Consider the following 13,509-nt stretch of genomic DNA (forward strand, 5'->3'; position numbering starts at 1 on the left):
GCCGAGGCGTCCTGCCACGACATCGTTGCCGCCGAGGGTGTCGTTCTGGAACTGGTCGGCGTTGTCGCCCTGCAGCAGGTCGGCGTGACCCGAGCCCTCGACCCAGTCGTCGTGCTCGCCGCCGACCACGGTCATGCGACCGGTCGTGCCGAGGAAGATGTCGTCGCCCATGCCTCCGAAGAGAGTGGTGGCGTCACCTCCGCCGTTGACCATGAAGTCGTCGCCGAGACCGCCGATGCCGAGGTCCACCCCGCCGCCGACGTTCATCGCGTCGTTGCCCTGCTTGCCCTTGAGGTTGTCGTCGCCGAACGAGTCGGTGATGATGTCGTTCCCCGGGCCGCCGACGAGTGCGTCGTTTCCGGAGCCGCCCTCGATGCGGTCGTCGCCTCCGTAACCCCAGATGGAGTCGTCGCCCTCGTCACCGCGCAGGTTGTCGTCCGCCGGCGTGCCGTGCATCTCCACATGCTCGTCACCCTGCCAACGCCACTGGCCGTTGATCAGGCTGAGACCCGGCACGCGCTCCGAGGCCGGCAGTGCTGCCTGCTCCTCGATGTCGATGATCGGGTCCTGCAGCGCGAAGATGTCGGCCGGCAGGTTCGAGGCATCCGTGTTCCGCTGGATGATGTCCGAGAACGTGTTGCCCTCGAGAGCGGCGAACAGCTGCTCACCCTCGTTGCGGAACAGGTAGTAGAAGCGGTCGCCGAACTGGAGCTTCTCCAGCTGCGTCTCGAACACGAAGTTGAACGTCGAGCCGAGCATGCCGCCGAACGGGTCGAGGCGCTCTGCGAGGCCGCCGATCCAGAAGTCGACATCATTGAGGCCGGTCTCCTTGCCCGCCCACGTGCCCGTGCTGAACATGAAGTCCTCACGGTCCTCCGGAGCGGCCACGACAGGCGGGGCGAGCGTCGCGATCTGCTCTTCGACCGCGAGCGACACCGAGTTCGGGCTGCCGACGATCTGCACCTGCGCGATGCCGAGCCGCTGCAGCTCGCTCATCGTGCCCGCCGCGATCGCGGTCGGCTGCGTGAGCAGGATCGGTCCGCCGAACATGCCGGCCGCCGGGCCCGCCGCGAGCGCGTCGGGGAAGTTCGTGCCGGTGGTGACGAACGCCGTCGGCGCTCCGTCCGGGTAGAACTCCTGGCTGACCTTCACCGCGGTGTCGTAGCGGTTCACACCCGCGATGCGGCGCGTGTCGCCGTACGCCGAGATCGCCGTCTCGACGGCCGCGCTCACCGACGGCGTGCCGCCGACGATCACGATCTCACCCGGCGTGAGGCGCGCGAGCTCGGCCGCGGTGGCCGGCGGGAGCGCCCCTGGCGTCGTCAACAGGACCGGCGAGCCGTCCCGAGCCGCGATCGCGCTGACCGCGAGCGCGTCCGGGTAGTTCGTGCCGTCCACGACGAACACGCGCTCGACCCCCGGCTCGGCGAACCGCTGGCTGATGAGCGACGCGGTGTGGTAGCGGTTCGTGCCCGCGAGCACGTCCACCTGACCGGAGCTCGCGTACGCCGCGAGGTTCGCGATCGTCTCGGGGCTCACGGTGGTGGGACCGCCCAGCACCACGATGCGCTCGGGGGTGAGCCGCTGAAGCTCGGCCGCGGTCGCCGACGGGATCTCACCGTCGGTGCTGTGCGCGACGAGCAGGAGCGGTCCGCCCTCCGCCGCGGCACCCGCCGCACCGGCCAGACCGTCGGGGAAGTTGTACCCGTTGGTGATGTACACCACGGGCACCGGCTTCGCCTCGGGGAATTGGCGCTGGCTCACGAACGCCGCGGTCTGGAACCGGTCGGAACCGGAGTGCCGGATCACGAACTCCTCGCCCTGGAGGGCGCCGTTCACGAGGAGGGCAGCGGCGGTGCGCTTCTCCTCGATCGTGGTCGCCGCCAGGATCGACGGGTGCGTGCCGTACGCCGCCACGAAGTTCACGAGCGACGCCTTCTCACCGGCACGACCGAAGTTGTTGCCGTTCTTGATGTTCCGGCCGAAGTCGTCCCAGCTCGTGTACGGCTTGAGAGTCGTGTCGCCGGTCATCTCGAAGAACTTCTGCCGCGCAGCCTGCAGCGGCGGCACGCCCGTGTCGCGACCGCGGAGCAGGTTCAGCGTCGCGAGGTCGAGCGGGAGCCCGAGCAGGTTGTTGCGCAGCACGTCGACGACGTGCTCGTCGATCTGGCTGCCGACGCGCGCCGTCATGCCGTTGATGAGCGACCCGGCGGCCTCCTCCGGCGAGAGCGTTCCGTTCTCGTCGTAGAGCGTCGGGTTGAGGAATCCGGTGAGCAGCGGGATGTCCTGCATCGGCTGCCCGCCCTCGACCGCCTCGCGGCCGATCTCCTCGGTCATCATCGAGTGGCCGAACCTGTACACGACGTGCGCGAACTCGGCCGTGATCGACGGGTCGATCGCCGCGTTGTAGCTGTTCTCGTTGAACACGACGGCGTCGATGTTCGGCGAGATCTTGCGGCCGAACTCCTCGAACACGAGGTGCTGGTACTGCATCTCGGTCGCGAACTTGGCGGCGTGGAACAGGCGCTCCTGGAACTTCCAGTCGTCGGCGTTCCAGTTCGCCGGCAGCGACGCCGGGCTGCCGCCCTCGGGGAAGTACCCCGGGAGGTTCTCCTCCGGCTTGTCCGACACGTACGAGTGGGGCTCGCCGCGGAAGGCCTTGGCGAACTCCTCGATCCCGCCGCGCTCGTCGGAGTCCTGCGCCTCGAGCTCAGGACGCTCGCCGTTGAGCACCTCCAGGATCTGCCCGACCATGCGGTTGTGCTCCGCGTGGAACACCGCGTGCACCGCCGTGAGGCCGATGTTCTCGTTGACGCGCCCGTCACCGGCGATGAAATGCTCGTCGAGCGCGGCGTTGTCGTAGCCGCTGAGCACCGGCTCGCCGGTCTCCGGGTCGAGCACGGCGGTGCCGTCCTCGTTGAAGCGCGGCAGCAGTTCGCCGGTCTCCGGGTCGACGACCGGCGTCGCGCCGTGGGCGATGTCGTCCAGGAACGCGTGGCCCGTGCCGAGCACGTCGTCCGGGACGGGGACGCCTCCGGGACCGCCCGGGACGAAGCCGCTGCCGGTGATGTACTGCGGATAGCCGTTCGCCGCCGGCACGAAGTTGCCGTACGGGTCGGTGAGGATCTGCGGGACATCGAGCAGGTCGGCATCCGTGAGCTCGAGGCCGAGGATGTCACGGGCCTGAGCCTTGACGTCCTTCCACTTCGCCATGCCGCCGTTCTCGCCCTCGATGAGCCGGCCGGTCGGCACCGGAACGCCGCCCTCGAGCTCGTACTCGCGCAGGAAGAAGTGGTGCGCCGGGTGCGAGCCGTAGGTCTGGTTCTGGTCGATGAACGGCGAGGTCAGGTTCTTGTGCTCCGTCGGGTTGCCCTCGAGGCGAGTCGCCCGCGTGAGGGTGATGAAGTTCGCCGCCGGGTTGCACTCCACGGTCTCGCCCGGGCGCATTCCGCTCTCCGGGCAGTAGAGCGGGTCGTCCTCCGCGAGCGGCACGATCATGGTGCCGTTGCCGCCCTTGCCGACCAGGTCGAGGCCGTGGTCGAAGAACTGGCCGAAGAAGCCCATGAACGTGTTGAACGGCGCCGAGAGCTCCTCGTCCGGTGCCGTGTTGGGGGTGACGACGCGGTCGGTTCCCTCGATCGGGATCGCCGTGCCGGCCTGCACCTGGTTCGCGATGGCGGGGTTGTTCAGCGACTGGTCGACGATCAGGTTGCTGATCAGGCGCGGCTCCGAGTCGTACACGTTGCCGCTCGTCTGCGCGTAGCAGGTCGTGCCCGCCTCACACGCGGCCATCTGCTCGGGAGTGTTCGCCTCGAAGCCGAGGTCGAGCGCCTCGGGCTCCGCCTGACGCCATTCGGCCTCCAGCAGCCGGGGGAACGCGTTGTCGGACGCGCCGTACTCGGACTGGTGGAGGCGGAGGTTGTTGAACGAGCCGTCGATCGTGCGGACGCCCTTGGGACGCATCTCGTCCGACACGCAGTTCTGCGCGGCGTCGCCCTGATCGGTGCAGAGCAGCTCGTAGTTGGAGGGGTTCAGCACGTCTGCGGCGTGTGCCTCCGAGATCTGGATCTGCCGGAGGATGAACTCCAGGTCGTTCTGGTTGAGGACGAACGACGGATCCTCATCCGTCGCCGCCACGGCTCTGTCCGGTGGACTGCCCACCAGAAGCGTCAGCACCAGTCCGGCGATCGCGACGATCGCCAGTGCTATCCGCCGCCACCTTTCCGAGAGGTCCCCAAGTGAATGCGTGTTGGTGTTCATCGACTGCCGTGCCCTCCAGACAGGCCTTGCGCCCCCAGCTGAACCCCGGCACGCCCAGACCGTGCCGTGCACCGGCCCCAACCGGCGCTGGTTGATTCATACAGGAATCTCCACCCAATGACAAGGTAATTCGCACGAAAAGTTCAGACTGGGTTCAGACGAGCTTCAGGCATCCGTGCATAGGCGAACTCCCCCGCTGCGGCCGCCTGCAACAGGGTCTTCGCGGGCGTCGCGCGACCCGCTCCAGGGTCAGACCGAGACGGTCTCCCGCGCCTCCTGCGGGCTTTCCACGGATGCCGACGGCCTCGAGAGCGCGCTCGGCCACCACGCACTCGCACCCACGTCGTAGACGAGCGCGGGCACGAGGAGCGTGCGCACGACGAACGTGTCGAGGATCACCCCGAACGCCACGATGAAGGCGATCTGCGCCATGAACAGCAGCGGCAGCACACCGAGCGCGGCGAAGGTCGCCGCCAGCACGATGCCGGCCGAGGTGATGACGCCGCCGGTGAGCACGAGGCTCCTGAGGATGCCCGTGCGCGCGCCGTGCAGAACGGTCTCCTCCCGCGCCCTGGCCATGAGGAAGATGTTGTAGTCGACGCCGAGCGCGATGAGGAACACGAACGCGAACAGCGGCACCGTCGGATCGGCCCCGGTGAACCCGAAGACCTCGTTGAACGCGATCGCGGACACGCCGAGAGCGGCCGCATACGACAGCGCGACGCTGCCGATCACGATGACGGGCGCGACGAGCGATCTCAGCAGCGCGACGAGCACGACGAAGATCGCGAGCAGCACGAGCGGGATGATGATCGCGCGGTCGCGCAGGGCGGCTTCGTTCGCATCGATGTCGATCGCCGTCTGCCCGCCCACGAGCACGTCCCGGCCGACATCGTCCAGCGCGGCGCGGAGCGTCCGGACGACGGACTCCGCCTGCGGCGTGTCGGGTGCGTGGTCGAGGGTCGCCTCGAGCAGCACGCGTCCGTCGACGACGAGCGGAGCGAGCGCGATACCCGCCCCCGATGCGAACGGCTGCACGCCGTCGGGCGTGATCGGCGTCGGGCCTCCGAGTGTCGCCACACGGACGTGATCCACGCCGTCCACCCCGAGGATCGCCTCGGTCACCTGGAGCATCCGCGACGCCTCGACGACGACCACCGCGGGCGTTCCCGAGCCCGCGGGGTAATGCTCCGCGAGCACGGCGAGCCCGTCGCGCGCCTGCGACTCGCCGATGACGTACTGGCTCGACGGTGCGCCGTCGGCGCGCAGCTGCGTCAGGCCGAACGACATGGCGACGAGCGCGAGGCCGGTCACGATCCAGACGCCACGGTGGCGGTGCGCCACGGACCGCGCGAGGCGCGGCCACAGCCCCGGTCCGTCCGTGGGGTCCTCATGCGGATGCCGCGCCACGATCCTCCGCGGCCAGAACGCCCTTCTGCCGGCCCACAGCAGCAGGGCGGGCAGGAGCGTGAACGATGCGAGAAGCGCGAACGCGATGCCGATCGACGCGATCGGCCCGAGCGTGCGGTTCGAGTCGAGCTCGCTGACCAGGAGCACCATGAGCGCCGCGATGACCGTGAGCCCCGAGGCGAGGATGGCCTTCCACGACCCGCGCAGGGCATCGCGCGTGGCCTCCCACCTCGTCCGGCCGGCCGCGAGCGCCTCGCCGTAGCGGCTGATGTACAGCAGCGCGTAGTTGGTGCTCGCGCCCACCACGAGGATGAGGAGGATCCCCTGCGTCTGCCCCGCGAGCAGGACTGCGCCCGAGCCCGCGAGGCCCGCGACGACGAGGACCGCCCCGCACAGCGCCGACAGGCTCGTGAAGAGCACGATGAGCGGAAGCAGCGGCGATCGATAGACGACGATCAGGATGAGCAGGACCGCCCCGAGGGCGACGAGCAGGAGCAGCCCGTCTATGCCGGCGAACGCGGCGATGATGTCGGCCGCGAATCCCGCGCCGCCCGTGATGTAGACGCCCGTCGCCTCGGGAACGGCGGTCTGCAGCCCGGCGCGCAGCAGCGACACCGTCTCATCGAGCGCGCCCTGGGAGTCGACCGGGATGACGAACTCCGCCGCGAGGCCGTCGTCCGCCACGATGAGCGGCGTCGAGCGGAACAGCGCGAGCCCGTCGATGGGGGGCATCCGCTGGATCTGCCGTTCGATGAACGGCACTTCGCGCTCGTCGAGGGGCTCGTCGAACGTGAGCACCGCGACGGCGTAGCTGTAGCCCTGGACCCTGAACTCGTCGTCGAGCCGATCGACCTGCGTCGACTCCGCGCTGTCGGGCAGGAACTGCACGCGGTCGTTCGTCCCCAGGTCGTTGAGCTGGCTGAACGCCCTCCCTCCCGCGAGGAAGATCACCACCCACACGAGGATGATCCCCGCCGTGATCGCGATGCGCCGCCCCCGTGATTCCTTCGCACGCTCGCGCGTCGCCGTGTTCCCCATACCGGCCCCCAGACTCCGTGTGGGAGACAAGATAGGCGCAATCCTGCTCGCAGTTCTACCTTCTGCTGAGGCTTTCCCGAAGATTCCGCACACTTTCGCTGGCGTTGCGGCGGGACGGGACTATCGTGAACGCATGGGGGTTCTCTTCGGCACCGTGCTCGTCGTGCTCGCAGGCACGGGGCTCATCGCGCCGGCGGGCGATCGCTCCGAGCCGGTGCCGACGCCCGGCTGCGTGTTCTCGGGGGGCGCGATGATCTGCGGCGGGGCGCAGCCCACCGATCCGCCGGGCGGCCGACCGTCCACTCCGGCGCCGAGGCCGTCGCAGCCTGAGCAGCCCGGCCCGAGCGCGCCGCCGGCCGCTCCGACGCCCGCGCCGGCGCCCGGAGAGCCGGGTGCGCCGTCGACTCCCGCGCCGAAGCCGGATCCGTCCGCCAGCCCGACCGCGCCGCAGCCGACGACGGAGCCGCGCACCGACGACCCGACGCCCGCGCCCTCACCGTCCGAGAACGGCGCTCCGGCGAGCGAGGACGACGGCGCGGCGACGCCCGTGATCGCGACGGTGGCGATCGGCGCCGCGGTCGCAGCCGCCGGCGTCACCGCGGCTGTCCTCGTGAGGCGCCGGGCCGCGGCATCCGCGACGGGCTCCGATACGGGCACCGGCGGCGACGGGTCCGCCGACTAGGTCGACACAGCCCGCCCACACCGTCAGGGCTGCACGAGCAGAACCAGCGCGCCCACGCCGTTGTACACGACGTGCGCGGCGATCGGGGCCCAGATCCGCCCTGTCACCGCGGCCAGCGTGCCGCACGCGATGCCGGTGAGCGTCGCCCCCAGCAGGAGCGCCGGCTGCAGCCCTCCCACGATCGCGTGCATCGCGACGAACGCCGCGGTCGAGATCGCGACGGCCACGACCGCCATCGACCGTCGTCCCATGCGGTTTGCGAGCACGTCGCTCGCGGCGCCCTGGACGAGACCGCGGAAGTAGGCCTCCTCCACGATCGGCGCGATGAGCACCGCCGCGATGAGCGTGACCGCGAGCGCGGGCGCCGGACGCGCGAGACCGGATGCGCCGCCTGTCGGCGCGACGAGCTCGACGAGCGCGCGCACGACGAGTCCCGCGAACGCCCCGAGCACCGCATCCGTCCACGACCCGCGCACGAAGCCCGCCGGCGCACCCGCGCCGTCGCCGGACCGCCGGCCCGCGATCGCGACGGCGAGCGCGAGGGGCGTCATCGTCAGCACGACGAGGGCGACCGCCAGCGCGACGGGCGGCCAGCCGGTGAAGAGCTGCGCCGTCGCCGCCGCGGCCGCCGTCAGCGCCCACGCGACGGCGGCGATCCCGAGGGCGAGGCCCGGGAGCTCGTACCGGGCGCGACGCAGCCGGTGCGGGCGCGGCTCGAGCCCGTCGCGACGGGTGCCTTCGCGCGACGGGCTCGTCGAGGTGCCTCTACTGTCCGCGGGCACGACGCCGCGCGAGCGCCGCCGCGATGGCGATGCCGCCGATGCCGAGCGCACCGATGCCGCCCCAGATCAGCGCCGCCGGCACCGTGCCACCCGTGGTCGACAGACCGCCGCCGACGGCGCCTTCGCCCCCGCTCGGCCCGTTGACCGTGATGGACGCGGTGGCAGCGAACGTTCCGGCGGTGTCGGCGACACTCACGGTGTAATTGTGGGTGCCGGTCACCTGCGGCGCCGTGAAGGTCGCCGACAGGTTGCCGTTGCCATCGGCTGTCTTCGTGACCTGCGTCGTGCCGACCGCCGCGAACAGCGAAGAGAGCGACGAGGCCGACACGCCGGCGCCGCTCACGGTGAACACCGCGGTGGTTCCCGCGGGAACCGTGCCGTCGCCGCCGCACTCGATGACCGTCGACTGCCCGGGCGTGATCGTCGGCGCCTGCACAGTGCACGTGACGTCCGGTGGGTACGTGTCCGCGGTCGCAGCGCTCGCCCCCATGAAGATGAGGGCACCGCTGATACCGATGACGGAAACAATCTTCTTCAGCATGTGAGATCCCCAGTTCTCTGCCGCAGTGCCTCCGCTGGCGCGGCCCTTGACCGCCGGAGTGCCGTCATGCTACTCCACCCGGGAAGGAATCAACAGGTATCATTCAGATTTTCGCAAGGATTTCTCAACCTCCCCGAGAGGGCACTGCCCGCATGATCGAGATCCTCACGGTGTGCACCGGCAACATCTGCCGCTCTCCGCTCGCCGCGCAGCTCCTCCGGCGCGCGCTCGGCGACGTCCGCGTGCGGGTCGAGAGCGCAGGGACACACGCGCGCGACCGTGACGCGATGGCACCCGACGCCGTGCGCCTCGCCGAACGGCTCGGGGTCGGACCCGACGAGATCCGGATGCACCGCGCCCGCCGCCTCGACGAAGGTCAGCTCACGCGCCCTGACCTCATCCTCACGATGGACCGCGACCAGCGCAGGGCGGTCGTCGAGATCGCGCCGACGCGCGTGCACGCGACGTTCACGGTGCGGGAGTTCGCCCGTCTCGCGCGGGCGGTGCCGCGCGAGGAGCTGCAGGCGGCGGCATCCGCCGGCGACTCGCCGTCCGGGCGCGTCCGCGCGATGGCCCGCGAGCTCGCCCTGCATCGCGGCCTCGTGCCGCAGCCCGTGGACCCCGAAGAGGACGACGTTCCCGACCCGTACGGACGGGAGTGGCACGCGTACGTGGCGTGCGGCGCGCAGCTGGTCCCCGCGATCCGCGTCGCCGCCGAGACCGTGCGGGGCGCCGTCACCGTCTGAGCACCGGGATGTCGCCTCGCGGTGTGGCACAATACCCGGAACCACCGGACCGAGAGGCGACATGGAGCTCAGGGAATACGTCCGGATTCTGCGCAGGAACTGGGGGATCATCCTCGCGGCGACGCTGCTGGGGATCGCGGTGGCCCTCGCCTGGTCGCTCACCCGCACGCCGGAATACCGCGCGCAGAGCACCGTGTTCGTCTCGAGCCAGGCAGGTGGCAGCATCGCCGAGCTCGAGCAGGGCGCGAGCTTCGCGCAGTCGCGCGTCGCGACCTACGCCAGCCTCGTGTCGACGCCGATCGTGCTCGACCCGGCGATCGAGCAGCTGGGGCTCGACGAGGACGCCCCCGACCTCGCTCCGCGCGTGCAGGCGACGACGGTGCCGAACACGTTCCTGATCACGATCACCGTGACCGACACGGATCCGGACCGCGCCGCCGACACCGCCAACGCCGTGGCCGCATCGCTCGCCACGACGGTCGAGACCCTCGAGTCCGTCGACGACGACGAACCCGCATCGAGCCCGGTTCACCTGACCCCCGTCCGCGACGCGCTCCCGCCGGATGCGCCGTCCTCGCCGAACACGCGGCTCAACCTGCTCATCGGCGGCCTCATCGGAGCGGCGCTCGGCATCGGCGGCGTCGTCCTGAGGACGGTGCTCGACACGCGCATCTCGGGGGCGCGCGACCTCGCGGCGGTCAGCGACCGGCCGCTGCTGGGGACGATCCCGTTCGAGAAGCGCGCGAAGGAGCGTCCGCTCGTCGTGCAGGACGATCCGCTCAGTGTCCGGGCCGAGGCGTTCCGCACGCTGCGCACGAACCTGCAGTTCCTCGACCTCGACAACAGGTCGTCTTTCGTCATCACCTCGAGCGAGCCCGGCGAGGGCAAGACCACGACGCTCATCAACCTCGCGACCGTCCTCGCCGACGCGGGGCGCCGCGTCGCGGTCGTGGATGCCGACCTGCGCCGCCCGCGCGTCGCCACCCACCTCGGCATCGAGGGCGGAGCCGGCCTCACGGACGTGCTCATCGGACGCGCTTCTCCCGAGGAGCTCCTCGTCCCGTGGCGCACGCGCAACCTGCGCGTGCTCCCCGCCGGGCGCATCCCGCCCAACCCGAGCGAGCTGCTCGACTCGACGCAGATGCGCGCGCTGCTCGCCGACCTCGAGCGCGAGTTCGAGATCGTGCTCGTCGACGCGCCGCCGCTTCTCGCCGTCACGGATGCGGCGGTGCTCGCGAAGGCGACCGCGGGCGCGATCGTGGTCGTGGCCGCCGGGCGCACGAAGAGCGCGCGCCTCACCGCCGCGCTGGAGACCCTGCAGGCGGTCGACGCCCGGACGGCGGGCCTCGTTCTGACGATGGTTCCGATGCGCGGACCGGACGCGCACCACTCGTACGGCTACCGCTACGGCGGCAGGGAAGCCGACGGCGAAGACTGACGCGAGGGCCCGGATTTCCGGGCATCCGTCATCACGTTCAGGAAGACTTCGCGTGTTCTCCACTTGACGTACAGGAAACATGCGACGAACCTCTATGTACGACGTCCATCTGGGGATCGGGCGAGGGGTTCGAAGTGACGTGGGAACTGAAGCTGGGGGCTTCGGCGTTGACACCGCCGCGTACCGCCGGGCAACCGGTGGGCGCACGATGGCGCGAGGCATACGCCGTTCGGCTGTGGATGACGGATGCGCTCATCCTCGTGTGGGTGGTGTACGGCACGCAGATCGCGTGGCTCGGGCTGCAGCCGCCGCGCGTGTCGGGGCTCGCCGAGATCGACTACTGGATCTTCTCGGGCGTGCTCATCGGCGCGTGGATCTGGATGCTCGGCCTGCTCGAGACACGCAGTGACAAGGTCATCGGCGCGGGGATCACGGAGTACATCCGCGTCGGCGATGCGAGCCTGAGGGTGTTCGGCGCGGTCGCGATCGTCGCGTTCCTGTTCCGCGTCGACGTCGCGCGTGGCTACCTCATCCTGGCGCTGCCGATGGGCATCGTCACCCTCGTCCTCGGACGTTGGCTGTGGAGGCAATGGCTCATCGCGCACCGCCGCATGGGCCTCTACACGGCGCGTGTCCTGCTCGTGGGGTGTGAGGAGTCGGTCGCCCAGATCGCGCGTGAACTCTCGCGAACGACCGACGCCGGCTACACCGTCGTGGGGGCATGCGTTCCCGCCGCCGTGGGCGGCACCGTGGCGGGCACCGGTATCCCGATCGTCGGAGATCTGGAATCGGTGCCCGCCGCGCTTGCCCGCATCGATGCCGACACCGTCGCGATCACCGGCACGGACGACCTGCCGCCCGACCGCGTCAAGCAGATCTCGTGGGCGCTCGAGTCCGGCGGCCAGCACCTCGTGCTGGCGCCGAGCATCGTCGACATCAGCGGTCCGCGCATCCGCACCCGGCCCGTCGCGGGGCTTCCGCTCATCCACGTCGAGCGCCCGTCGCTCTCGCGCGGGCAGAGGGTCGCGAAGCGTCTCGCCGACATCGTGTGCTCCGCCGCGATGCTCGTCGTCCTCGCACCCGCGCTCCTGCTCATCGCGGCCGCGGTGCGCGCCACCAGCCCCGGGCCGGCCCTCTTCCGCCAGGCGCGCATCGGCCGCAACGGCGAACCGTTCCACATCCTCAAGTTCCGCACGATGTACGAGGGGGCGGATGCCGAGCTGGCCACCCTCCTCGCGGCGCAGGGGACCGACGACCGACCCCTCTTCAAGGTGCGCGATGACCCGCGCGTCACGCCGTTGGGGCGGTTCCTGCGCAAGTACTCGATCGACGAGTTCCCGCAGCTGCTCAACGTGCTGAGCGGCTCGATGAGCCTGGTGGGGCCGCGGCCGCAGGTGCACGCCGAGGTCGCCCTGTATTCGGATGCCGCGAAGCGGCGCCTGCTCATCCGGCCGGGCATGACGGGGCCGTGGCAGGTCAGCGGCCGGTCGAGCCTGGACTGGGAGGACGCGATGCGGCTCGACCTGTCGTACGTCGAGAACTGGTCGCTCCTCGGCGACGCGGCGATCCTCGTCAAGACGGTCAAGGCGGTCGTGTCGCCCGGAGGGACGGCGGTCTAGTGCGTGTGCTCATGATCGCGCCGTCGTTCTTCGGCTACGAGAAGGCGATCGCACAGGAGATCCGGGCTCAGGGCCACGAGGTCGAGCTCGTCGACGAGCGCCCCTCGAACGCACCGCTCGCTCGGGCGGTCGTGCGCGTCGCACCCGCGATCCTCGGCCACCGGATCACGGCGCACTTCAGGGAGCTGCTGCGCCGCGCCGAGCACGATCCTCCGGATCTCGTCCTCGTCATCAAGGGCGAGGTCGTGCCGGAGTGGTTCCTCACGACGCTCCGGTCGCGCTGCCCGAGGGTGCGGTTCGTCTACTACACGTTCGACTCGTTCGCGAACAGCCCTCGGGGCGCTGCGCTCCTCCCCCTTTTCGACCGCGCGTTCTCGTTCGACCCGGACGACGCGCGCCGCACAGGCGTGGATCACCTGCCGCTGTTCCACCGCCCGGAGTTCCACCCGGGCGACGAGCCGCGCGACCTCGACGTGTCGTTCATCGGCACGTTGCACGGCGATCGCCACGCGTTCGCGAACGCCGTCGCGGCCGCCGTGCCGCCGGAGCGACGACTCCTGTGGTTCTACTCCCCTGCCGCCTGGTATTTCTGGCTGCGCAAGGTCTTCGTGCGCCGGTACCGCGGCATCCCGCGCGCGGACGTGCGCACGACGCCGCTGCCGATCGGCGCGGTCGCCGACACCATGCGCCGTTCCAAGGCGGTCATCGACCTCCAGCGGCCCGGTCAGACCGGACTGACGATGCGCGTGTTCGAGGTGCTGGCCAGCGGCGCCGCGCTCATCACCGCTAACGCCGCGATCCGCGACGAGCCGTTCTACGATCCCGCACGCGTGCTCATCGTGCCCGCCGATCCCGCTCGCATCGAAGTGGCGGAGGTGACCGCGTTCATCGCCGCGCAGCCCGCCCAGGGGACGAGCCCCGCCGGCTTCGAGAACCGGTCGCTCGCCGCCTGGACGTCGGAAGTCCTGGCGCCCGCGCTGGTCGGGGCCTGAC

The 13,509-nt window shown here is 70.6% G+C and carries 9 protein-coding genes; 5 read left to right on the plus strand and 4 right to left on the minus strand.

The window, feature by feature from the left end; genetic code table 11:
* Together VFF97_RS10615 and VFF97_RS10620 are read right to left on the minus strand one after the other, a co-directional pair.
* A partial coding sequence (locus VFF97_RS10615) for a peroxidase family protein (protein ID WP_325033472.1) occupies positions 1-4,161 on the minus strand: 4,161 nt, incomplete at its 3' end.
* 348 nt (positions 4,162-4,509) lie between these two features.
* Positions 4,510-6,708 (minus strand): MMPL family transporter, encoded by a 2,199-nt coding sequence (locus VFF97_RS10620; protein WP_325033473.1) that lies wholly within the window; start codon positions 6,706-6,708, stop codon positions 4,510-4,512.
* A gap of 133 nt (positions 6,709-6,841) precedes the next feature.
* Here VFF97_RS10620 and VFF97_RS10625 point away from each other — a divergent pair, with 133 nt between their 5' ends.
* Positions 6,842-7,390, plus strand: a complete 549-nt coding sequence (locus VFF97_RS10625) for a hypothetical protein (RefSeq protein WP_325033474.1) — start codon at positions 6,842-6,844, stop codon at positions 7,388-7,390.
* A 23-nt stretch (positions 7,391-7,413) separates the two neighbouring features.
* On the opposite strand, the gene VFF97_RS10630 is transcribed toward VFF97_RS10625, so the two are convergent.
* Together VFF97_RS10630 and VFF97_RS10635 are read right to left on the minus strand one after the other, a co-directional pair.
* On the minus strand, positions 7,414-8,172 hold the full coding sequence (locus VFF97_RS10630; protein WP_325033475.1) for a CPBP family intramembrane glutamic endopeptidase: 759 nt from the start codon (positions 8,170-8,172) through the stop codon (positions 7,414-7,416).
* A complete protein-coding gene (locus tag VFF97_RS10635) occupies positions 8,156-8,713 on the minus strand; it encodes a hypothetical protein (protein WP_325033476.1) in 558 nt (185 codons plus the stop codon). The genes VFF97_RS10630 and VFF97_RS10635 overlap by 17 nt, the downstream gene beginning before the upstream one ends.
* Before the next feature lie 152 nt (positions 8,714-8,865).
* On the opposite strand from VFF97_RS10635, the gene VFF97_RS10640 reads away from it, so the two are divergent.
* The 4 genes from VFF97_RS10640 (at position 8,866) to VFF97_RS10655 (ending at position 13,508) form a co-directional block, all read left to right on the plus strand.
* Positions 8,866-9,459, plus strand: a complete 594-nt coding sequence (locus tag VFF97_RS10640) for a low molecular weight phosphatase family protein (RefSeq protein WP_325033477.1) — start codon at positions 8,866-8,868, stop codon at positions 9,457-9,459.
* Positions 9,460-9,520: 61 nt separating this feature from the next.
* Positions 9,521-10,897 carry a polysaccharide biosynthesis tyrosine autokinase gene (locus VFF97_RS10645; RefSeq protein WP_325033478.1) on the plus strand — a complete coding sequence of 459 codons (1,377 nt, stop codon included), beginning with the start codon at positions 9,521-9,523 and terminating at the stop codon, positions 10,895-10,897.
* Between the two features lie 134 nt (positions 10,898-11,031).
* A complete protein-coding gene (locus VFF97_RS10650; protein ID WP_325033479.1) occupies positions 11,032-12,516 on the plus strand; it encodes a sugar transferase in 1,485 nt (494 codons plus the stop codon).
* A gap of 11 nt (positions 12,517-12,527) precedes the next feature.
* Positions 12,528-13,508, plus strand: a complete 981-nt coding sequence (locus VFF97_RS10655; RefSeq protein WP_325033480.1) for a glycosyltransferase family protein — start codon at positions 12,528-12,530, stop codon at positions 13,506-13,508.
* The last annotated feature ends 1 nt before the right edge of the window (position 13,509 follow it).

It is taken from the genome of Microbacterium sp. (assembly GCF_035687345.1).
In the GTDB taxonomy this organism is placed as follows: Bacteria; Actinomycetota; Actinomycetes; order Actinomycetales; family Microbacteriaceae; genus Microbacterium.